Below are 20,656 nucleotides of genomic sequence, written 5' to 3' on the forward strand. Positions count from 1 at the left end.
GGTTGTGCGGCCAATCTACTGGTCAAATGATCAGCGGCCCGCGAATTTCGCGGGCCGCATCGGATCGTGACCGGTACGAGACCGATTCAGCCGAGCTTCTTCAGCTGCGCGTCGACGAACGCCCGCGCGTCGGCCGGCTTGGCGTCGAAGCGGACCGTGTGGACGACCACGAGGTTGTTGCCCTTGCGGAAGGCGACCATCTGGCTGTTCATGGCCTCGCCGTCGTCCTCGGTGGCGAACGCCCACGCCGCGGCGTCGTCGCCGGCGGTGAACACCGCCGGGGTGACCGACTTGACCGTGGTCTTCTCGCCCTTCGCCGTCGTCGCGAACCCCGCCCCGCAGGCCTGGCCGGCGGCCTTCAGGGACGCGAGGGCCTCCTCCGCCCCCTTGCCGTCGTAGGAGGCGAGCTGCACGGAGGTCGCGCTGATGCTCAGCGGATTCGCCGGGTCGGACGGCTGGCCGACACCGACGCGCTCCGTCGTGGTGACGGCCGTGCCGATCGGGGCCAGGCTGCCCGCCTGGGCGAGCGGCGCGCACTCCGGCTTGTCGGTGGTGACCTCGGCGGCCTTGGCGATGTCGTCCGCCCCCGCCTTCTGGATCTTGACGTCGCGGACGTCGCCGTCGGCCAGCGTGAGCTTCTCCAGCTCGACCGCGGTGAGCGCCTTGGCCTCGGGCGTGGGCGAAGGAGACGGGGCGGCCGCGGACGGCTTGGCGTCCGCATCGGCGCCGGGCGCGTCCGAGGGGCCGCAGGCGGTGGCCAGCAGGGCGAGGGACGCGCCGGAGGCGGTCAGGACGGCACGACGGAGTATGGCGGTACGCACGGAGGACTCCCGGGAAACAAGGTGGTGTCAGCGCAGCGCGGAGGACGTCCCGCAGCTGCGGGACGATCAAGTGGACTGCATCGCTCCGCACTGTACGGGCGATCCTCGCGCCCGCCTCCGGTGTGACGACCGCGAGCGCGGATCGTGATCAGGGCGAGACCCCGATCTTCGCGAATCGGACCGGACGCCCGGGCGTCCCCTTTGGCCACGTGACCGACCCCACCACCCACAAGCGCCCCCCAGCCCCGACAATGGCGGTGTGATCACTTCGCCGCCACGAAGCAACACGCCCGAGGAAGCAACGGAGCACCCCGGCCGGGACGGGCAGCCCCCGCGTTCCGCGCACCGCCGCGGCCCCGAGGTCTCGCCGTACGTGGACCTCACCCGGGCCGAGTGGAGCGCCCTGCGCGAGCGGACGCCGCTGCCGCTGACCGCGGACGAGGTCGAGCGCCTGCGCGGCCTCGGCGACGTCATCGACCTCGACGAGGTCCGCGACGTGTACCTGCCGCTGTCGCGCCTGCTCAACCTCTACGTCGGTGCCACCAGCAACCTCCGCGGCACCCTGAACACCTTCCTCGGCGATGCCGGCAACGGCCACGGCGCACAGTCGGGCACCCCCTTCGTCATAGGGGTCGCCGGCTCGGTCGCCGTCGGCAAGTCCACCGTGGCGCGTCTGCTCCAGGCCCTGCTCGCCCGCTGGCCCGAGCACCCCCGCGTGGAACTGGTCACCACCGACGGCTTCCTGTACCCGATGAAGGAGCTCCAGCGGCGCGGACTCACCTCCCGCAAGGGGTTCCCCGAGTCCTACGACCGCCGCGCGCTCACCCGCTTCGTCGCCGACATCAAGGCCGGCAAGGACGAGGTCCGGGCCCCGGTCTACTCACACCTGATCTACGACATCGTGCCCGGCGAGGAGCTCGTCGTACGCCGTCCGGACATCCTCATCGTCGAGGGCCTCAACGTGCTCCAGCCGGCCCTTCCCGGCACCGACGGCCGGACCCGCGTCGCCCTCGCCGACTACTTCGACTTCAGCGTGTACGTGGACGCCCGCCCCGAGGACATCGAGCGCTGGTACCTCAACCGCTTCCGGAAGCTGCGCGAGACCGCCTTCCAGAACCCGTTCTCCTACTTCCGCAAGTACACACAGGTCTCCGAGGAGGAGGCCATGGAGTACGCGCAGACGACGTGGCGGACGATCAACCGGCCGAACCTGCTGGAGAACGTGGCCCCCACCCGCGGCCGGGCCACCCTCGTCGTCCGCAAGGGGCCGGACCACAAGGTCCAGAAGCTGAGCCTGCGCAAGCTCTGACCCTGCCGGTGCGCATACGGGACCGGCCGGCCCGTGCGGGCGGCGGCCGGCCCGCCGAACGGCTCCGGCCGGGCCCGCGGCGCCCTCCGCCGCGCAGCGCACCGCGGAGGGGCGCCCTGGAGCGCGCGCCCTAGCCGAGCGCCGACTTCACGGCGTCCGCGAGCCGGCCGGCGACGGCGCGGGCCTGCTCGATGTCGGCGGCCTCGACCATCACGCGCACGAGCGGCTCCGTACCGGAGGGACGCAGCAGCACGCGGCCGGAGGTGCCCAGCTCGCGCTCGGCGTCGGACACCGCCGCCGCCAGCTCGCCGGAGGTCGAGACCCGGGACTTGTCCACGTCGGGAACGTTGATCAGGACCTGCGGCAGCCGCTGCATGACCCCCGCCAGCTCGGCGAGGGAACGGCCGGTGGCCGCGACCCGTGCCGCGAGCAGCAGACCGGTCAGCGTGCCGTCACCGGTGGTCGCGTGGTCGAGGATGATCACGTGGCCGGACTGCTCGCCGCCGAGCGCGTAGCCGTGCTCCTTCATCGACTCCAGCACGTACCGGTCGCCGACCCCGGTCTGCACGACCTGGATGCCCTCGCCCTCCATGGCCAGCTTGAAGCCCAGGTTGGACATCACGGTGCCGACCACGGTGTTCTCCCGCAGTTGGCCGGCCTCGCGCATGGCCAGCGCCAGCACCGCGAGGATCTGGTCGCCGTCGACCTCCGCTCCGGTGCCGTCCACGGCCAGGCAGCGGTCCGCGTCACCGTCGTGCGCGATGCCGAAGTCGGCGCCGTGCTCGACCACGGCCGCCTTCAGCAGACCGAGGTGGGTGGAGCCGCAGCCGTCGTTGATGTTCAGGCCGTCCGGACCGGCACCGATCGTGACGACCTCCGCGCCGGCCCGCGCGAACGCCTCGGGAGAGACGTAGGAGGCCGCGCCGTGCGCCTCGTCGAGGACGATCTTCAGACCGTCGAGGCGGTTGGGGAGGACTCCGATGAGGTGGGCGACGTACTTCTCGAAGCCCTCGGTGTAGTCCGAGACGCGGCCGACACCGGCCCCGGTCGGCCGGTCCCAGGGGGCACCGGTGCGGTGCTCCTCGTAGACGGACTCGATGCGGTCCTCCAGCTCGTCGGCGAGCTTGTGGCCGCCGCGGGCGAAGAACTTGATGCCGTTGTCGGGCATGGCGTTGTGGCTGGCGGAGAGCATCACACCGAGGTCGGCACCCAGCGCACCGGTGAGATACGCCACCGCCGGGGTGGGCAGCACACCGACGCGCAGGACGTCCACGCCCGCGCTCGCCAGGCCGGCCACGACCGCGGCCTCAAGGAATTCACCGGAGGCGCGGGGGTCCCGGCCGACCACCGCGGTCGCCCGGTGGCCCTCGAAGGTGCCCGCTTCGGCGAGTACGTGGGCAGCCGCCACGGAGAGGCCGAGCGCGAGCTCCGCCGTCAGATCCGCGTTGGCGACGCCGCGTACACCGTCCGTCCCGAAGAGTCGTCCCACAGTTGTCCTCCCGAGTGTGCGCTTCGCGTATGACCGCTTGTGTCAGGTATGTGCCGCTTGTGGCGGTAAACGAACCGCCCCGGCAGCACAGAGAGTGCTGCCGGGGCGGTTTCGTTGCAGAACAGCAGGCGCAGATTAGCGCTTGCTGTACTGCGGAGCCTTACGGGCCTTCTTGAGACCGGCCTTCTTGCGCTCGACCGCACGGTCGTCGCGGGAAAGGAAGCCGGCCTTCTTCAGCGCCGGGCGGTTGTTGTCCACGTCCGCCTCGTTCAGCGCACGGGCCACGCCGAGGCGCAGGGCACCGGCCTGGCCGGAGACGCCGCCACCCGAGATGCGGGCGATGACGTCGTAGCGGCCGTCGAGCTCAAGGAGCTTGAAGGGCTCGTTGACTTCCTGCTGGTGCACCTTGTTGGGGAAGTAGTCCTCAAGGGTGCGACCGTTGATCTTCCACTTGCCGGTGCCCGGAACGATCCGGACGCGGGCGATGGCGTTCTTGCGACGGCCCAGGCCGGCGGCCGGCTGGGGGTCACCGAAGCGACCGGCAAGGGACTCGGAGGTGTAGTCGCCCTCGACGACGACCTCAGACTCGGTGGTGTACTCCTCGACGCCCTCGAACTCGTCGACGGGGGTCTCGGCGGTGGTCTCGGCCACGATGCTCCTCAGAATTCTCTGTGTCTTAGGGGGTGGCCGGAACTACTGCGCGACCTGGGTGATCTCGAACGGCACCGGCTGCTGGGCAGCGTGCGGGTGCTGGTCGCCCGAGTAGACCTTCAGCTTCGAGAGCATCTGACGGCCCAGGGAGTTCTTCGGGAGCATGCCCTTGACGGCCTTCTCGACGGCCTTCTCCGGGTTGTTCGCCAGCAGGTCGTCGTAACGCACGGCGCGCAGGCCGCCCGGGAAGCCGGAGTGGCGGTAGGCCATCTTCTGGGAGGCCTTGTTGCCGGACAGGTGAACCTTGTCGGCGTTGATGATGACGACGAAGTCACCCATGTCCATGTGAGGGGCATAGGTCGGCTTGTGCTTGCCCTTCAGGAGGGCAGCGGCCTGGGTCGCCAGACGGCCGAGGACGACGTCCTGGGCGTCGATGACGAGCCACTGGCGCGAGATGTCGCCGGGCTTGGGGCTGTACGTACGCACGCGTATGCCTTCGCTTCTTCAGTGGTGGTATCCCACGGGCGCAAGCCCGGCGGGAAGGTCCTGACAGGGTCACCACGGACGATCACGACAGCCCTCGCTCGCATCGGGGACGCAACCCGTGTGAGCGGCCAACTGCTGGTCATCGGTCCGGTGGACCGGCGTAAGGCCCTTTCACGTGAGAATGAGAAAGCCAATACGCATAACAAACCAGCAGGATACCCAAGCAGACCCGTACGGGTCAAAACGCGGTCCGCGATGCCGATGCTGCTGGCGTCGCGGCGCACTCCGGTTCGGTCCTGGGTGGGGACCCCGCAGTTGTTACGGGCTTCAGAATAACCCGCCCGGAGCGCAGTGCACGACGCGCCAGGACGAAGGCGAGCCCGCACAGGGTGGCGCAGTCCTTGAAGGCGCGCCGCTTGTGGGCCAGCTCCGCGGGCCAGGGCACCAGCGCCAGCTGGGGCGTCAACGCCAGCCAGAACCAGGGCGAGCGGGGCGCGGAGCCCGGCCGCACCGCCGAGGCCAGCAGCAGCGGCAGCACCACGAGCAGGTAGTGATCGAAGGACGGTCGCGACACCAGGAATGCGGCGAGCATCACCATGCAAGCCGTCTCGACGAGACGCAGCTCACCCTGGTCGGCGTCCTCCTCCGTACGCCGCCACCGCGCCCAGGCCGCCCACAGCCCGGCCGCGGCACCGGCGAAGGCGACCAGGACGGCCAGTGGCTGCGGTACCCCGAGCCGCGGCAGCACCGCTATCGGCGAGGCGTCCCAGGGCAGCGCGTACGCGTCCTGCCCCTGGAGAAGGAACGGCAGGGTCCTGGTGAAGAACAGTGAGGGACTCGGCATCAGCAGCGCCCCCGCCAGCGACATCCCCAGCGGCACCAGCACCGCCGCGGCCAGCCCCCGCCACTGCCGGGCGAGGAGGAACAGCAGCCCGACCGGCACCAGCATCGGCTTGCAGGCGATGGCCAGCCCGACCACCAGCCCGGCCCACCCCCACGACCGGCGGTGTGCGAGCAGCAGTGCCAGGGGCAGCGCGGCCGCCGAGACGGCCGTCCAGTTGCCGATCAGCACCAGGTTCGCCCACGGCTTGTACAGGAGGGCGAGCACGGCCGGGCCTGCGACGGCCAGGCGCGAGCGCAGCGGCACGGAGAACAGCCGCAGGGCGGCCAGCCAGCCGATGCCCAGCAGCCCCGACATGCCGACCGGCAGGACCCAGCGCAGCACCCCCCGCGGCACCAGCGCCTCCGGCACCGCCATGAGCACGGCGCTCGGCAGGTAGAGGAAGCGCTTGTCCTCGTAGGGCGACCCGCCCTCCAGCAGCGTCTGCGCGGCCTTGACCACGAAGGCGTTGTCCGAGCCCCAGTTCTCCCGCAGGCTCGTGGAGACGCAGCTCCCGAGGAGCACCGCCAGGCAGAGCACCTGCCAGGAGCGCGGGGCCGGCCGCAGCAGCAGGCCGACCAGCCGGTCCCCGGGGGGCCGCGCCTCCCACCTCATGAGCCAGATGCCAGGCCTCAGGCCCACGACGCCCCTCCCTCACCGCCGAGCCACCGCTCAGCGCTCGCGTTCGACCCTGCGCTCGTCCCAGACGGGCTCCTGAGTCTCCCGCACCACACCGTCCGAACCGAAGACCAGGTAGCGGTCAAACGTGCGCGCGAACCAGCGGTCGTGCGTGACGCACAGCACCGTCCCCTCGTAGGACTCCAGTCCGTCCTGGAGAGCCTCCGCGGACTCCAGGTCCAGGTTGTCCGTGGGTTCGTCCAGCAGCAGCGCCGTGGTACCCGCCAGCTCCAGCAGCAGGATCTGGAAGCGCGCCTGCTGACCGCCGGAGAGCCTCTCGAAGGGCTGCTCGGCCTGACGCTCCAGCTCGTAGCGGCGCAGCGCCCCCATCGCCTGCCCGAGGGGCTTGGCGGCCTCCGTCCACAGGATCTCGACGAGGGTGCGGCCGAACAGCTCCGGGTGGGCGTGGGTCTGCGCGAAATGGCCGGGAACCACCCGCGCGCCCAGCTTCCAGTTGCCGGTGTGCCGGACGTCCTCGCCCGCCAGCAGCCGCAGGAAGTGCGACTTGCCCGAGCCGTTCGAACCGAGCACCGCGACCCGCTCCCCGTAGAAGACCTCCAGGGAGAACGGCTTCATCAGCCCGGTGAGCTCAAGGTTCTCCACCGTGAGCGCGCGCACGCCGGTCCGGCCGCCCTTGAGCCGCATCGTGATGTCCTGCTCGCGCGGCGGCTCCGGCGGCGGACCGGCCTCCTCGAACTTCTGGAAGCGGGTCTGCATCGCCCGGTAGCGCGAGGCCATGTCGGGGCTGCTCGCGGCCTGGTTGCGCAGTCGCAGCACCAGGGCCTTCAGTCGGGCGTGCTCCTCGTCCCAGCGCCGCTTGAGCTCCTCGAAGCGGGCGAAGCGCTCCTTGCGTGCCTCGTGGTATGTCCCGAAGCCCGCACCGTGCACCCACACGTCGGAGCCCGTCGGGCTCGCCTCCAGGCTGATGATCTTCTCGGCGGCCTGGGTCAGCAGCTCCCGGTCGTGGGAGACGAACAGGACCGTCTTGCGGGTCGCCTTCAGCTGCTCCTCCAGCCACCGCTTGCCCGGGACGTCGAGGTAGTTGTCCGGCTCGTCGAGCAGCAGCACCTCATCGGGCCCGCGCAGCAGCGCCTCCAGCACGAGCCGCTTCTGCTCACCGCCGGAGAGCGTGCGCACCTCGCGGAACTGGGCGGAGTCGTACGGGACGGCCAGCGCGGCCGTCGTGCAGACGTCCCAGAGGGTCTCCGCCTCGTAGCCCTGGACGTCGGCCCAGTCGCTGAGCGCCTGGGCATAGGCCATCTGCGCGGCCTCGTCATCCACCGTCATGATCAGGTGCTCGGCCCGGTCGACGGCCTTCGCCGCCTCCCGGATCCGCGGCTGGGACACCGAGACCAGCAGGTCACGTACGGTCGTCTCGTCGCGTACGGAGCCCACGAACTGGGACATCACACCAAGGCCGCCGCTGATCGTGACGCCGCCGCCGTGCGGCTGGAGCTCCCCCGAGATCAGCTTCAGCAGGGTGGTCTTGCCGGCACCGTTCGCCCCGACCAGGGCGACCACCGACCCCTCCCCCACGCGGAAGGAGACGTCGGGGAGCAGGACCCGCCCGTCGGGAAGGTAGTACTCCAGGTGGCTGGCTTCGAGATGTCCCATGCCGGGCATTGTCCAGGTCGGCGCGCCATCCGCCCAAACGATTTCGCGGCGCTCAGCAGCAGCCGGCGGCCGGCAGGGTCCTCATGTTGCGGGCCTCCTTGCTGCGGGCTGCCAGCAGCTCGTCCGCCGGGTAGCCGACCTCCTCCAGGGTCAGCCCGTGCGGCTTGACCACGTGCACCGAGGAGTCCCGTACGGCGGCGGCCAGCACCTTGCCGGGCCAGTCGGTGGGCCGGTGCCCGTCCCCGACGTGGAGCAGGGCGCCCACCAGGGAGCGGACCATGTTGTGGCAGAAGGCGTCGGCACGGACGGTCGCGGTGACGATGCCGTCCTCACCGCGCTCCCAGCTCAGCTGCTGGAGCGTGCGGATCGTCGTGGCGCCCTCGCGCTTCTTGCAGTACGCGGCGAAGTCGTGCTCGCCCAGCAGCGGGGCGGAGGCCTCGTTCATGGCGTCCACGTCCAGGGGCCACTGGTGCCACAGGACGTGGCCGCGGCGCAGCGGGTCGACGCCACCCTGGTGGTCGCCGACCCGGTAGGCGTAGCGGCGCCAGATGGCCGAGAAGCGCGCGTTGAAGCCCTCGGGGGCCTCGGCGACCTTCCACACCCGCACGTCGTGCGGCAGCCGGCCGGCGAGGCGGCGCAGCAGCTTGTCGTGGTGTTCGGCCCAGACCTCCTCGGCGAGATCGAACTGCGCGACCTGACCGCGGGCGTGCACCCCCGCGTCCGTACGGCCGGCCACGGTCAGCTCAACCGGCTCCCCCAGCCGCATCACGGTCCGCAGGGCGCTCTCCAGCTCTCCCTGGACGGTCCGCAGCGTGCGCTGCTTCGCCCAGCCGGAGAAGTCCTTGCCGTCGTAGCTCAGGTCCAGCCGTACCCGGACGTGCCCGGGCTCCACCTCGTCACTCACGTGACCGATCCTCTCAGAATCACCCAGATGCAGAACGGGCCCGCCCCGGAAGGGGGCGGGCCCGTTCAGAGCCGTTCAAGCAAGCGTGATCCCTGAGGATCAGGCCTCCTTGGTCTCCTCGGCGGGGGTCTCGGCGGCCTCCGCCTCCTTGACCGCGCGCTTGGTGGCGGCCTCGGCCTCACCGGTGGCCTGCTGGGCGACCGTGAGGGCCTCGACCAGCTCGATCACGGCCATCGGGGCGTTGTCGCCACGACGGTTGCCGATCTTGGTGATGCGCGTGTAACCACCGGGGCGGTTCTCGTAGCGCGGGGCGATCTCGGTGAACAGCGTGTGCACGATGCTCTTGTCCGTGATCGTCTGCAGCACCAGGCGACGGTTGTGGATGTCGCCCTTCTTGGCCTTGGTGACCAGACGCTCGGCGTAGGGACGCAGGCGGCGGGCCTTGGCCTCGGTGGTGGTGATGCGGCCGTGCTCGAAGAGCGCCTTCGCGAGGTTCGCGAGGAGGTGCTTCTCGTGCGCGGCGGAGCCGCCCAGGCGGGCACCCTTTGCGGGACGCGGCATTGTTACTCCTTCATATCTGCACCGGCCGTGTCAGGTACCGGAGTCAGTTCCCCCAAGCGGTCGCAAGGGGGTGGGTGCGGGGGGCGAGGCCCCCCGCAGGCTTTCTCAGTACTGCTCGGTCTCGACGAAACCGGCGTCCGCGTCGTCGTCGGCGCCGAAGGCGTCGGCGGCGGCGGTCGGGTCGAATCCGGGCGGGCTGTCCTTCAGGGCCAGGCCCATGCCGGCCAGCTTCGCCTTGACCTCGTCGATCGACTTCGCACCGAAGTTGCGGATGTCGAGCAGATCGGCCTCGGAGCGGGCGACGAGCTCACCCACGGAGTGGATGCCCTCGCGCTTGAGGCAGTTGTACGACCGAACGGTGAGCTCCAGCTCCTCGATCGGCAGCGCCAGGTCGGCGGCCAGGGCGGCGTCCGTCGGGGACGGGCCCATGTCGATGCCCTCGGCGTCGATGTTGAGCTCGCGGGCCAGACCGAACAGCTCGACCAGCGTCTTGCCGGCGGACGCCATGGCGTCGCGCGGACGCATGGCCTGCTTGGTCTCGACGTCGACGATGAGCTTGTCGAAGTCGGTGCGCTGCTCGACTCGGGTCGCCTCGACCTTGTAGGTGACCTTGAGGACCGGGCTGTAGATGGAGTCGACCGGGATGCGGCCGATCTCCTGGCCCAGCTGCTTGTTCTGGACGGCGGAGACGTAGCCGCGACCGCGCTCGACGGTCAGCTCCATCTCCAGCTTGCCCTTGCCGTTGAGCGTGGCGAGGACCAGGTCCGGGTTGTGCACCTCGACACCGGCCGGGGGCGCGATGTCCGCAGCGGTGACCAGGCCGGGACCCTGCTTGCGCAGGTACATCACGACCGGCTCGTCGTGCTCCGAGGAGACGACCAGCTGCTTGATGTTGAGGATGATGTCCGTGACGTCTTCCTTGACGCCCGGCACGGTGGTGAACTCGTGCAGGACGCCGTCCACGCGGATGCTGGTGACAGCGGCACCCGGGATGGAGGACAGGAGGGTACGGCGCAGGGAGTTGCCGAGGGTGTAGCCGAAGCCCGGCTCCAGCGGCTCGATCACGAACCGCGAACGGTACTCGTCCACGACCTCTTCGGTCAGCGACGGACGCTGAGCGATAAGCATGTCTGTGTTCCTTCTTTCGTGGGCGCCCACTATTTGACGCCCGACGGGAGGCCGTACCGGGGTACGGCTACTGCAAGGGTACGGGCGGTACGTCCCCAGAAGGGGTCGTACCGCCCGGACACTCAAGAACGCAACTGTGCGTCCGCTGCGTCAGACGCGGCGGCGCTTCGGCGGGCGGCAGCCGTTGTGCGGGGTGGGGGTGACGTCCTGGATCGAGCCGACCTCGAGGCCGGTGGCCTGGAGGGAGCGGATCGCGGTCTCACGGCCGGAGCCGGGACCCTTGACGAAGACGTCGACCTTGCGCATGCCGTGCTCCTGCGCGCGGCGGGCGGCCGACTCGGCGGCCATCTGCGCGGCGAAGGGGGTGGACTTGCGCGAGCCCTTGAAGCCGACGTGGCCGGCGGAGGCCCAGGAGATCACGTTGCCGGACGGGTCCGTGATCGAAACGATGGTGTTGTTGAACGTGCTCTTGATGTGGGCGTGCCCGTGAGCGACGTTCTTCTTTTCCTTGCGGCGCACCTTCTTGGCAGCGCCCTGACGACCCTTGGGGGGCATCTCAATCTCCTACGGGAGGTGGTCGGTCCTACAGCGCAAGACCGCTGAACAGGACTACTTCTTGCCCGGCTTCTTCTTACCGGCGATCGCGCGACGCGGGCCCTTGCGGGTACGCGCGTTCGTGCTGGTGCGCTGACCGTGCACCGGGAGGCCGCGACGGTGGCGGATGCCCTGGTAGCACTGGATCTCGATCTTGCGGCGGATGTCGCCCTGGATCTCGCGGCGGAGGTCACCCTCGGTACGGAGGTTGGCGTCCACGTACTCGCGGATCTTGACGAGGTCCTCTTCGGCCAGGTCACGAACGCGGGTGTTCGGGTTCACGCCGGTGGAGGCGAGGATCTCCTTGGACCGGGTGCGCCCGATACCGAAGACGTAGGTGAGTGCGATCTCCACACGCTTTTCGCGCGGGATGTCAACACCGGAAACGCGTGCCATTCAATGGCTCCTGTGTGTTCGGGGGTCTTCCACAGAACCGATCCCGACCGCCGACCACCCGGGTGGGTGATGGTACGTCCGGGTCCCCGGCCCCCGCCGGAGGTGCCGCCGGCCCTGTGTGGGGCTGGGCGGGTCCTGCGTATGTACGTTTTCTTACGTCGCGCGAAGAACTGCGTTAAGGCAGGTCGGTCGGCGTGCGTCAGCCCTGGCGCTGCTTGTGGCGCAGGTTGTCGCAGATGACCATGACCCGGCCGTGACGGCGGATCACCTTGCACTTGTCGCAGATCTTCTTGACGCTCGGCTTGACCTTCATGTGGGTGAGGTTCTCCGGGTCAGTGCCACCACCCGCACCGGGACGGACGCCCAGGCAGGAGTGAGAGCAAGATCTACTTGTATCGGTAGACGATCCGGCCACGCGTCAGGTCGTACGGAGACAGCTCCACGACGACCCGGTCATCGGGCAGGATGCGGATGTAGTGCATACGCATCTTCCCGCTGATGTGCGCGAGGACCTTGTGACCGTTCTGGAGCTCCACCTTGAACATGGCGTTCGGGAGGGACTCGATCACGGTGCCCTCGATTTCGATGGCACCTTGCTTCTTGGCCACGCTTCGCCTTTCGAATCGGCTACCTTGATCGGCTCCGTGCGCCATGGAGACATGGAAGTGCACGAGAGCCGACGAGTCAGTCTACGTCAGGGCACCCAGAAAGACGAATCCGGAAAGTTTGCCCCAGAGTCTAGATCATTAACCGAGGGGGTCCGGGGCCGTGCTGACCCCGTACTCCGCCAGCTTCGCCTTGCCGCAGTCCGGGCTGGTCAGGACGATCGGGCCGGCCTCCGTCAGCGCGACGGAGTGCTCCCAGTGCGAGGACCAGGTGCCGTCCGTGGTGATGACCGTCCAGTCGTCCGAAAGGACCTCCGTCCGGGCCGTGCCCAGCGAGACCATGGGCTCGATCGCCAGGCAGACGCCCGGGACCAGCTTGATCCCCTTGCCCCGCTTGCGCGAGACGTAGTTCAGCAGGTGGGGGTCCATGTGCATCTCGGACCCGATGCCGTGGCCGCCGTAGTCCTCGATGATCCCGAACGTGCCGCGGCTGTGCTCACCGGTGGCGGGACGGGGCTGGCGCTTGATGTACATCTCGATCGCCTTCGAGATGTCCACCAGGCGGTTGCCCAGCTTCATCGCGGCGATGCCGGCCCACATGGACTCCTCGGTCACCCGGGAGAGCTCCACCAGCTCAGGAGCGTGACCGGTGCCCACGAAGGCCGTGTACGCCGCGTCCCCGTGCCAGCCGTCCACGATCGCACCGGCGTCGATCGAGATGATGTCGCCGTCCTTCAGGACGGTCTTGTCGTCGGGGATGCCGTGGACCACGACCTCGTTCACCGAGGTGCAGATCGTCGCGGGGAAACCGCCGTAGCCGAGGAAGTTCGACTTCGCCCCGGCGTCCGCGATGACCTTGCGGGCCACCATGTCCAGGTCCCGCGTCGTGGCGCCCGGCACGGCCGCCTCGCGGGTCGCAGCATGGATCGCGGCGACGACCAGCCCCGCCTCGCGCATCTTCGCGATCTGCTCGGGGGTCTTGATCTGCACCATAGGGGCGTGCCTTCCAGCTTCGAAACGGGTCTTCTCAACAGTACGGCCGCGATGCCCTGGGGACACCGCGGCCGTACCTGTACTGCGGAGGACTACTTCTGCAGGGCGTCCATGGCGCGCTTCGTGACGTCCGCGACCTCGCCGAGGGCCGGGATGGTCACCAGCAGGCCCTGGGCCTTGTAGTAGTCGATGATCGGCTCGGTCTGCGTGTGGTAGACCTCCAGCCGGTTGCGCACCGTGGCCTCGGAGTCGTCACCGCGCTGGTAGAGCTCGCCACCGCAGTGGTCGCAGACGCCCTCGGTCTTCGGGGCGGCGTACACGACGTGGAAGACGTGCGCGGACTCGTTGCGGCAGACGCGGCGGCCGGCGATGCGCTTGACGACCTCGTCCTCCTCGACCTCCAGGTCGAGGACGGCGTCGAGCTTCATGCCCGAGTCCTGGAGCATCACGTCGAGCGCCTCGGCCTGGGAGACGTTGCGCGGGAAGCCGTCGAGCAGGAAGCCGCCGGCGGCGTCGGGCTGCTCCATCCGGTCCTTGGCCATACCGATGGTGATCTCGTCCGGGACGAGGTCGCCGGCGTCCATGAACGCCTTGGCGCGCAGGCCCAGCTCGGTGCCCTGGCTGATGTTGGCCCGGAACAGGTCGCCCGTGGAGATGTGCGGGATCGACAGGTTCTTGGCAAGGAACGCGGCCTGCGTTCCCTTGCCCGCACCGGGCGGTCCGACGAGGACGATTCGCATCAGCGGAGGAACCCTTCGTAGTTACGCTGCTGGAGCTGGCTCTCGATCTGCTTCACGGTTTCCAGACCCACACCCACGATGATGAGGATGCTCGTCCCGCCGAACGGGAAGTTCTGGTTCGCTCCGAAGCCGGCCAACGCCATCGTCGGCACAAGAGCGATGAGACCCAGGTACAGCGACCCCGGCCAGGTGATCCGGTTGAGCACGTAGCTCAGGTACTCGGCGGTGGGTCGACCGGCGCGGATACCCGGGATGAACCCACCATACTTCTTCATGTTGTCTGCAACTTCCTCGGGGTTGAACGAGATCGCCACGTAGAAGAACGCGAAGAAGACGATCAGGAGGAAGTACACCGCGATGTAGTACGGGTGGTCGCCCTTGACGAAGTGCTTCTGGATCCAGGTGGCCCAGCCCGCGGTGGACCCGCTGAACTGCACGACCAGCGCCGGGATGTAGAGCAGCGACGAGGCGAAGATGACGGGGATGATGCCCGCCTGGTTCACCTTGAGCGGGATGTAGGTGGAGGTGCCGCCGTACGCGCGGCGGCCGATCATGCGCTTCGCGTACTGGACCGGGATCCGGCGCTGCGCCTGCTCGACGAAGACCACCAGGCCGACCATCGCGAGGCCGACGAGCATGACGACGCCGAACTCGACCCAGCCGTCGGCGATCTTGCCCTGGAGCTTGATCTGCCACAGGGCGCCGATGAAGCCCGCGGCGATCGAGATGAACATGAGGATCGACATGCCGTTGCCGATGCCGCGGTCGGTGATGAGCTCACCGAGCCACATGACGACGCAGGTACCGGCGGTCATGGTGACCACCATCACGACGGTCGTGAAGATCGACCGGTCGGGAACGATCTGGCTGGCGACCTGGCAACCCTGGAACAGGGCCCCGGTCCGGGCGGTGGCGACGAGGCCGGTGCCCTGGAGGACCGCCAGCGCGACCGTCAGATAGCGCGTGTACTGAGTGATCTTCGCCGTGCCGGACTGGCCCTCTTTCTTGAGGGTCTCCAGCTTCGGGATGACCACGGTCAGCAGCTGCAGAATGATGCTCGCCGTGATGTACGGCATGATGCCGAGAGCAAAGATCGTGATCTGCAGCAGCGCGCCACCGCTGAACATGTTGACGAGGCCGAACAGACCATTGCTGCTTCCGGCCTGTTCCACGCAGATCTGTACGTTCTTGTAGCTCACGCCGGGGACCGGGATGTGGGACCCGAGCCGGAACAGCACGATGATGCCGAGCGTGAAGAGCAGCTTCTTGCGCAGGTCGGGCGTCTTGAACGCCCGGGCGAACGCGGTGAGCACGGTGCCTCCTGCGACCCCCGCGCTACTGCGTCAGAGGTGACGGTCTGAGGGATCGACGTATACGACAAAGCAATGGTGCACGCCACCTTACCGGCGAGTGTGCCCCCCGTGGAACGACCAACCGGGGATGCCCCTTATGTGAGGCATCCCCGGTCGGGTTTTGAGCTATTCAGCCACTGAATCCGTCTTAGACGAGCTCGGTGACAGAGCCGCCGGCAGCGGCAATCTTCTCCTTGGCGGAAGCGGAAACGGCGTCAACCGAAACCTGCAGCGCCACGGAGAGCTCGCCCTGGCCCAGGACCTTGACGAGGCTGTTCTTGCGAACCGCGCCCTTGGCGACCAGGTCGGCCACCGTGACTTCTCCACCCTCGGGGTAGAGAGCGCCGAGCTTGTCCAGGTTGACGACCTGGAACTCGGTGCGGAACGGGTTCTTGAAGCCCTTGAGCTTCGGCAGGCGCATGTGGAGGGGCATCTGCCCACCCTCGAAGCGCTGCGGAACCTGGTAGCGGGCCTTCGTACCCTTGGTACCACGACCAGCCGTCTTACCCTTCGACGCCTCACCACGACCCACACGGGTCTTCGCGGTCTTGGCGCCGGGGGCGGGACGGAGGTTGTGAGCCTTCAGCGGGCTGTTCTCAGCCATGATTAGTCAACCTCCTCAACCGTCACGAGGTGGCGGACGGTGTGCACCATTCCGCGGAACTCGGGGCGGTCCTCCTTGACGACGACGTCGTTCAGGCGCTTGAGCCCGAGCGAACGCAGCGTGTCGCGGTGGTTCTGCTTGCTGCCGATGTACGACTTCGTCTGCGTGATCTTGAGGCGGGCCATCAGACACCCGCCCCAGCGCGCGCACGGAGCAGAGCCGCGGGAGCGACGTCCTCGAGGGGCAGACCACGGCGAGCCGCGATCTCCTCGGGACGCTGCAGGCCCTTGAGGGCCTCCACGGTCGCGTGCACGATGTTGATCGCGTTGTCGGAGCCGAGGGACTTCGACAGGATGTCGTGAACGCCGGCGCACTCCAGAACGGCGCGCACCGGGCCACCGGCGATAACACCGGTACCGGGGGAAGCAGGCTTCAGCAGGACAACGCCGGCCGCCTTCTCGCCCTGGATCGGGTGCGGGATGGTGCCCTGGATGCGGGGAACCTTGAAGAAGTTCTTCTTGGCTTCCTCGACGCCCTTGGCGATGGCCGCGGGAACTTCCTTGGCCTTGCCGTAACCGACACCTACGGTGCCGTCACCGTCACCCACCACGACGAGCGCGGTGAAGCTGAAGCGACGACCACCCTTGACAACCTTGGCGACACGGTTGATCGCGACAACGCGCTCAACGTAAGCGGTCTTCTCGGCGGCAGCGCCACCGTCGCGACCCTTCCGGTCCCGCCGCTCGCCGCCACCGGCACCGCTTCCGCGGCGCTGGGGTCCAGCCATTGGATTACCTCTCTCTGTTACGTCCGTGAGTCCCGGAACCGGGGCTTAGAACTTCAGCCCGGCTTCGCGGGCGGCGTCAGCCAGAGCGGCAATGCGCCCGGCGTATCGGTTGCCACCGCGGTCAAAGACGACGGTCTCGACGCCCGCGGCCTTGGCGCGCTCGGCGACGAGCGCGCCGACAGCCTGGGCCTGAGCGCTCTTGTCGCCTTCGCCACCGCGGATCGAAGCGTCCAGGGTCGACGCCGACGCCAGGGTGTGGCCCTGGAGGTCGTCGATGACCTGAGCAACGATGTTGCGGTTGGAACGCGTCACGACGAGGCGCGGACGCTCCGCCGTACCCGAGACGTTCTTGCGGATGCGGATGTGGCGGCGAGCCTTGGCAGCGCGCTTGTACGCGTCGCCCTTGGCGATCTTCACACCGTATGCCATGGCTACTTACCAGCCTTTCCGACCTTGCGGCGGATGACCTCGCCGGCGTACTTGACACCCTTGGCCTTGTACGGGTCGGGCTTCCGCAGCTTGCGGATGTTGGCGGCGACCTCGCCGACCTTCTGCTTGTCGATGCCCTCGACCGAGAACTTGGTCGGCGACTCGACCTTGAAGGAGATGCCCTCGGGCGCCTCCACCAGGATCGGGTGGCTGTAGCCGAGCTGGAACTCCAGGTTGGAGCCCTTCGCGGCCACGCGGTAACCGACACCGCTGATCTCGAGAGCCTTGACGTATCCCGTGGTCACACCGGTGATCATGTTCGCCACCAGCGTGCGGGACAGGCCGTGCAGGGCCTTGTTCTGACGCTCGTCGTTCGGACGGGTGACGTTCAGAACGCCGTCCTCGTCCTTGACAACTGCGATGGGCGCCTTAACGGTGTGCGCGAGAGAACCCTTGGGGCCCTTCACGTTGACCGTCTGGCCATCGATGGTGACGTCCACACCGGCGGGAACCTGGATGGGGAGCTTGCCGATTCGCGACATTGCTTTTCCTCCGTTCCCGACTACCAGACGTAGGCGAGGACTTCCCCACCTACGCCCTTCTTGCCTGCCTGCTGGCCGGTCAGGAGACCGTGGGACGTGGAGATGATCGCCACGCCCAGGCCGCCGAGGACCTTCGGCAGGTTGGTGGACTTCGCGTACACGCGCAGACCGGGCTTCGAGATCCGCTTGATGCCCGCGATGGAGCGCTCACGGTTCGGCCCGAACTTCAGCTCGAGGACGAGGTTCTTGCCGACCTCGGCGTCCTCGACCTTCCAGCCGGTGATGAAACCCTCCTGCTTGAGGATCTCCGCGATGTGCGACTTGATCTTGCTGTGCGGCATCACGACGGTGTCGTGGTACGCCGAGTTAGCGTTACGCAGACGCGTGAGCATGTCTGCGATGGGGTCAGTCATGGTCATGAAGTGGCCTTCGGCCTCTCTCGCCGGGGTTTCCTGTATGCGCCATCCCTCTCCCCACTCGGTGGCGGGACGGGTGCGGCACGGGGACCTACGGCGTAGTAAGTCGGTAGGGCGGCGGACGCCCAACCCCACAAGCCTACGGCATGCGGGCAGGGCGGTCCGCCGACCTGATGCTTACCGAGAGCGTCTGGAATACCTCAACACCCAAAGGGCGCGGGGATTACCAGGAGCTCTTGGTCACGCCCGGCAGCTCGCCACGGTGAGCCATCTCACGGAGGCACACGCGGCAGAGGCCGAACTTGCGGTACACGGAGTGGGGGCGACCGCAGCGCTGGCAGCGGGTGTACGCACGCACACCGAACTTGGGCTTACGGGCAGCCTTCGCGATGAGAGCCTTCTTCGCCATCTCGCTTACGCCTCCTTGAAGGGGAAGCCGAGGTGACGAAGGAGCGCGCGGCCCTCAGCGTCGTTGGTCGCCGTGGTGACCACGGTGATGTCCATACCCCGGGTACGGTCGATCTTGTCCTGGTCGATCTCGTGGAACATGACCTGCTCCGTGAGACCGAAGGTGTAGTTGCCACGGCCGTCGAACTGCTTCGGCGACAGACCACGGAAGTCACGGATACGCGGCAGCGCGAGCGACAGCGTACGGTCCAGGAACTCCCACATACGGTCACCACGGAGGGTGACGTGGCAGCCGATCGGCTGACCCTCGCGCAGCTTGAACTGCGCGATGGACTTGCGGGCCTTCGTGACGGCCGGCTTCTGACCGGTGATCGTCGTCAGGTCGCGGATGGCACCGTCGATCAGCTTCGAGTCACGAGCGGCGTCGCCGACACCCATGTTCACGACGATCTTGACGAGGCCGGGGATCTGCATGACGTTCTCGTACGAGAACTCCTCACGCAGCTTGCCCGCGATCTCCTCGCGGTACTTCGTCTTCAGACGCGGAGTGGTAGCCATCAGATGTCCTCACCCGTGCGCTTGGCAACGCGGATCTTGTTGCCCTCGTCGTCGAAGCGGTAACCGACGCGGGTGACGACCTTCTTGCCGTCCTTCTCCACGACCAGCTGGACGTTGGACACGTGGACCGGGGCCTCGGTGATCACGATGCCACCGGCCTGGTTCTGGCCAGCCTTGGTGTGCTTCTTGACCCGGTTGACACCCTCGACCAGGACGCGGTTCTCGGCGGGGAAGGCGACGATGACCTTGCCCTGCTTGCCCTTGTCCTTACCGGTGATGACCTGTACCAGGTCGCCCTTCTTGATCTTCATGCTTACAGCACCTCCGGCGCGAGCGAGATGATCTTCATGAACTTCTTCTCGCGCAGCTCACGGCCGACGGGGCCGAAGATACGGGTGCCGCGAGGGTCGCCGTCGTTCTTCAGAATGACGGCGGCGTTCTCGTCGAAGCGGATGTACGAGCCGTCCTGGCGGCGGCGCTCCTTGACGGTGCGAACGATGACCGCCTTGACGACGTCACCCTTCTTCACGTTGCCACCGGGGATCGCGTCCTTGACGGTGGCGACGATGACGTCACCGATGCCCGCGTAGCGGCGACCGGAGCCACCGAGAACACGGATGCAAAGGATCTCCTTGGCACCAGTGTTGTCGGCGACACGCAGTCGCGACTCCTGCTGGATCACGTCTATCTCCTGTTTGTCTGCCGGTTCCCGGCGGGGGCCTCGCTACGCGAGCGGAGCCCCCGCCGAGCCTGGCGGAACGAACCTAAGGGAAACCCCTCAGGTGCTTACTTGGCCTTCTCGAGGATCTCGACGATGCGCCAGCGCTTGCTCGCCGACAGCGGACGCGTCTCCATGATGAGGACGCGGTCGCCGACGCCGGCAGCGTTCTGCTCGTCGTGCGCCTTGAGCTTGTTCGTACGGCGGATGACCTTGCCGTACAGGGCGTGCTTCACGCGGTCCTCGACGGCGACGACGACGGTCTTGTCCATCTTGTCGCTGACGACCAGGCCCTCACGGGTCTTGCGGAAGCCGCGCTCGGTCTTCTCAGTCACGTTGTTCTCGCTCATCAGGCGTTCTCCACCGTCTCGATACCGAGCTCACGCTCGTGCATCAGGGTGTAGATGCGAGCGATGTCCTTACGGACGGACTTGAGCCGGCCGTTGTTCTCCAGCTGGCCGGTGGCCGCCTGGAAACGGAGCTTGAACAGCTCCTCCTTGGCCTCGCGCAGCTTGGCAACGAGCTCCTCGTTGCCGAGCTCGCGGAGCTCGGACGCCTTGGTTCCCGTCGCCATCACGACTCACCTGCCTCGCGCTTGACGATCCGGCACTTCATCGGCAGCTTGTGGGCCGCACGAGTGAGGGCCTCACGCGCAATCTTTTCGTTCGGGTAGGACAGCTCGAACATGACCCGGCCCGGGTGCACGTTCGCGATCCACCACTCCGGGGAACCCTTACCGGAACCCATGCGGGTCTCGGCAGGCTTCTTCGTCAGCGGGCGGTCCGGGTAGATGTTGATCCAGACCTTGCCGCCACGCTTGATGTGGCGGGTCATCGCGATACGAGCCGCCTCGATCTGGCGGTTCGTCACGTAGGCGGGGGTGAGCGCCTGGATGCCGTACTCGCCGAACGAGACCTCAGTACCGCCCTTGGCCATACCGCGGCGCTTCGGGTGGTGCTGCTTGCGGTGCTTGACCCTACGAGGGATCAGCAT

Annotated in this window: 30 protein-coding genes; 1 reads left to right on the forward strand and 29 read right to left on the reverse strand. The window is 68.0% G+C overall.

From position 1 onward, the window contains the following. Positions 1-86 precede the first annotated feature (86 nt). Positions 87-821: a hypothetical protein gene (locus tag AW27_RS12985; RefSeq protein ID WP_037918958.1), complete on the reverse strand. Its 735-nt coding sequence runs from the start codon at positions 819-821 to the stop codon at positions 87-89. A 259-nt stretch (positions 822-1,080) separates the two neighbouring features. Here AW27_RS12985 and coaA point away from each other — a divergent pair, with 259 nt between their 5' ends. Next, positions 1,081-2,130, forward strand: a complete 1,050-nt coding sequence (gene coaA, locus AW27_RS12990) for a type I pantothenate kinase (protein ID WP_037918954.1) — start codon at positions 1,081-1,083, stop codon at positions 2,128-2,130. Positions 2,131-2,260: 130 nt separating this feature from the next. Here coaA and glmM read toward each other — a convergent pair whose 3' ends face one another. The 28 genes from glmM to rplP all read right to left on the reverse strand — a co-directional run bounded on the left by glmM (position 2,261) and on the right by rplP (position 20,656). Beyond that, on the reverse strand, positions 2,261-3,619 hold the full coding sequence (gene glmM, locus AW27_RS12995) for a phosphoglucosamine mutase (RefSeq protein WP_037918952.1): 1,359 nt from the start codon (positions 3,617-3,619) through the stop codon (positions 2,261-2,263). Positions 3,620-3,754: 135 nt separating this feature from the next. Then, on the reverse strand, positions 3,755-4,270 hold the full coding sequence (rpsI, locus tag AW27_RS13000; RefSeq protein WP_030773858.1) for a 30S ribosomal protein S9: 516 nt from the start codon (positions 4,268-4,270) through the stop codon (positions 3,755-3,757). Positions 4,271-4,312: 42 nt separating this feature from the next. Continuing rightward, positions 4,313-4,756, reverse strand: coding sequence for a 50S ribosomal protein L13 (rplM, locus tag AW27_RS13005; protein ID WP_037918950.1), 444 nt, complete (start codon positions 4,754-4,756; stop codon positions 4,313-4,315). A 238-nt stretch (positions 4,757-4,994) separates the two neighbouring features. Then, on the reverse strand, positions 4,995-6,278 hold the full coding sequence (locus AW27_RS13010) for a glycosyltransferase family 87 protein (protein WP_236647544.1): 1,284 nt from the start codon (positions 6,276-6,278) through the stop codon (positions 4,995-4,997). Positions 6,279-6,308: 30 nt separating this feature from the next. After that, positions 6,309-7,928: an ABC-F family ATP-binding cassette domain-containing protein gene (locus tag AW27_RS13015; RefSeq protein ID WP_037918948.1), complete on the reverse strand. Its 1,620-nt coding sequence runs from the start codon at positions 7,926-7,928 to the stop codon at positions 6,309-6,311. 52 nt (positions 7,929-7,980) lie between these two features. Further along, positions 7,981-8,832: a tRNA pseudouridine(38-40) synthase TruA gene (gene truA / locus AW27_RS13020; RefSeq protein ID WP_037918947.1), complete on the reverse strand. Its 852-nt coding sequence runs from the start codon at positions 8,830-8,832 to the stop codon at positions 7,981-7,983. A 99-nt stretch (positions 8,833-8,931) separates the two neighbouring features. Next, positions 8,932-9,393, reverse strand: a complete 462-nt coding sequence (rplQ, locus tag AW27_RS13025; RefSeq protein WP_037918945.1) for a 50S ribosomal protein L17 — start codon at positions 9,391-9,393, stop codon at positions 8,932-8,934. Positions 9,394-9,498: 105 nt separating this feature from the next. Beyond that, positions 9,499-10,521: a DNA-directed RNA polymerase subunit alpha gene (locus AW27_RS13030; RefSeq protein ID WP_007265920.1), complete on the reverse strand. Its 1,023-nt coding sequence runs from the start codon at positions 10,519-10,521 to the stop codon at positions 9,499-9,501. Between the two features lie 150 nt (positions 10,522-10,671). Then, a complete protein-coding gene (gene rpsK, locus AW27_RS13035; protein ID WP_003956432.1) occupies positions 10,672-11,076 on the reverse strand; it encodes a 30S ribosomal protein S11 in 405 nt (134 codons plus the stop codon). 54 nt (positions 11,077-11,130) lie between these two features. Beyond that, complete coding sequence (gene rpsM / locus AW27_RS13040; protein ID WP_007265919.1) at positions 11,131-11,511, reverse strand: 30S ribosomal protein S13; 381 nt, start codon at positions 11,509-11,511, stop codon at positions 11,131-11,133. 199 nt (positions 11,512-11,710) lie between these two features. Then, positions 11,711-11,824, reverse strand: a complete 114-nt coding sequence (gene rpmJ / locus AW27_RS13045) for a 50S ribosomal protein L36 (protein WP_003956441.1) — start codon at positions 11,822-11,824, stop codon at positions 11,711-11,713. Positions 11,825-11,897: 73 nt separating this feature from the next. Beyond that, entirely contained in the window at positions 11,898-12,119 is a 222-nt protein-coding gene (gene infA / locus AW27_RS13050) for a translation initiation factor IF-1 (RefSeq protein ID WP_003956442.1), read from the reverse strand. Positions 12,120-12,257: 138 nt separating this feature from the next. Continuing rightward, a complete protein-coding gene (gene map / locus AW27_RS13055; protein ID WP_037918943.1) occupies positions 12,258-13,109 on the reverse strand; it encodes a type I methionyl aminopeptidase in 852 nt (283 codons plus the stop codon). A gap of 92 nt (positions 13,110-13,201) precedes the next feature. Beyond that, positions 13,202-13,849, reverse strand: a complete 648-nt coding sequence (locus tag AW27_RS13060) for an adenylate kinase (RefSeq protein ID WP_037918941.1) — start codon at positions 13,847-13,849, stop codon at positions 13,202-13,204. Continuing rightward, complete coding sequence (secY, locus tag AW27_RS13065) at positions 13,849-15,162, reverse strand: preprotein translocase subunit SecY (RefSeq protein ID WP_037918939.1); 1,314 nt, start codon at positions 15,160-15,162, stop codon at positions 13,849-13,851. The genes AW27_RS13060 and secY overlap by 1 nt, the downstream gene beginning before the upstream one ends. Positions 15,163-15,349: 187 nt before the next feature. After that, positions 15,350-15,805 (reverse strand): 50S ribosomal protein L15, encoded by a 456-nt coding sequence (rplO, locus tag AW27_RS13070; protein ID WP_037918937.1) that lies wholly within the window; start codon positions 15,803-15,805, stop codon positions 15,350-15,352. Positions 15,806-15,807: 2 nt separating this feature from the next. Beyond that, positions 15,808-15,990 (reverse strand): 50S ribosomal protein L30, encoded by a 183-nt coding sequence (gene rpmD / locus AW27_RS13075; protein ID WP_005313525.1) that lies wholly within the window; start codon positions 15,988-15,990, stop codon positions 15,808-15,810. Continuing rightward, positions 15,990-16,592, reverse strand: coding sequence for a 30S ribosomal protein S5 (gene rpsE, locus AW27_RS13080; RefSeq protein ID WP_007265914.1), 603 nt, complete (start codon positions 16,590-16,592; stop codon positions 15,990-15,992). Before rpsE ends, rpmD begins: the two co-directional genes overlap by 1 nt. 45 nt (positions 16,593-16,637) lie before the next feature. Further along, positions 16,638-17,021 carry a 50S ribosomal protein L18 gene (gene rplR, locus AW27_RS13085; protein WP_030026334.1) on the reverse strand — a complete coding sequence of 128 codons (384 nt, stop codon included), beginning with the start codon at positions 17,019-17,021 and terminating at the stop codon, positions 16,638-16,640. A 2-nt stretch (positions 17,022-17,023) separates the two neighbouring features. Next, positions 17,024-17,563 carry a 50S ribosomal protein L6 gene (gene rplF, locus AW27_RS13090; RefSeq protein ID WP_030653648.1) on the reverse strand — a complete coding sequence of 180 codons (540 nt, stop codon included), beginning with the start codon at positions 17,561-17,563 and terminating at the stop codon, positions 17,024-17,026. A gap of 20 nt (positions 17,564-17,583) precedes the next feature. Then, a complete protein-coding gene (gene rpsH, locus AW27_RS13095) occupies positions 17,584-17,982 on the reverse strand; it encodes a 30S ribosomal protein S8 (RefSeq protein ID WP_007265911.1) in 399 nt (132 codons plus the stop codon). A gap of 220 nt (positions 17,983-18,202) precedes the next feature. Beyond that, positions 18,203-18,388 (reverse strand): type Z 30S ribosomal protein S14, encoded by a 186-nt coding sequence (locus AW27_RS13100; protein ID WP_003956452.1) that lies wholly within the window; start codon positions 18,386-18,388, stop codon positions 18,203-18,205. A 5-nt stretch (positions 18,389-18,393) separates the two neighbouring features. Beyond that, complete coding sequence (gene rplE, locus AW27_RS13105) at positions 18,394-18,945, reverse strand: 50S ribosomal protein L5 (RefSeq protein ID WP_030026331.1); 552 nt, start codon at positions 18,943-18,945, stop codon at positions 18,394-18,396. Continuing rightward, positions 18,945-19,256: a 50S ribosomal protein L24 gene (rplX, locus tag AW27_RS13110; protein WP_030026329.1), complete on the reverse strand. Its 312-nt coding sequence runs from the start codon at positions 19,254-19,256 to the stop codon at positions 18,945-18,947. Before rplX ends, rplE begins: the two co-directional genes overlap by 1 nt. Before the next feature lie 2 nt (positions 19,257-19,258). Further along, a complete protein-coding gene (rplN, locus tag AW27_RS13115) occupies positions 19,259-19,627 on the reverse strand; it encodes a 50S ribosomal protein L14 (protein ID WP_003956455.1) in 369 nt (122 codons plus the stop codon). Positions 19,628-19,731: 104 nt separating this feature from the next. Continuing rightward, positions 19,732-20,013 carry a 30S ribosomal protein S17 gene (rpsQ, locus tag AW27_RS13120; protein WP_030008467.1) on the reverse strand — a complete coding sequence of 94 codons (282 nt, stop codon included), beginning with the start codon at positions 20,011-20,013 and terminating at the stop codon, positions 19,732-19,734. Then, complete coding sequence (gene rpmC, locus AW27_RS13125; RefSeq protein ID WP_007265907.1) at positions 20,013-20,237, reverse strand: 50S ribosomal protein L29; 225 nt, start codon at positions 20,235-20,237, stop codon at positions 20,013-20,015. Before rpmC ends, rpsQ begins: the two co-directional genes overlap by 1 nt. Then, positions 20,237-20,656 carry a 50S ribosomal protein L16 gene (gene rplP / locus AW27_RS13130; protein ID WP_030653642.1) on the reverse strand — a complete coding sequence of 140 codons (420 nt, stop codon included), beginning with the start codon at positions 20,654-20,656 and terminating at the stop codon, positions 20,237-20,239. The genes rpmC and rplP overlap by 1 nt, the downstream gene beginning before the upstream one ends.

This window comes from Streptomyces sp. PCS3-D2, from assembly GCF_000612545.2.
Taxonomy (GTDB): Bacteria; Actinomycetota; Actinomycetes; order Streptomycetales; family Streptomycetaceae; genus Streptomyces.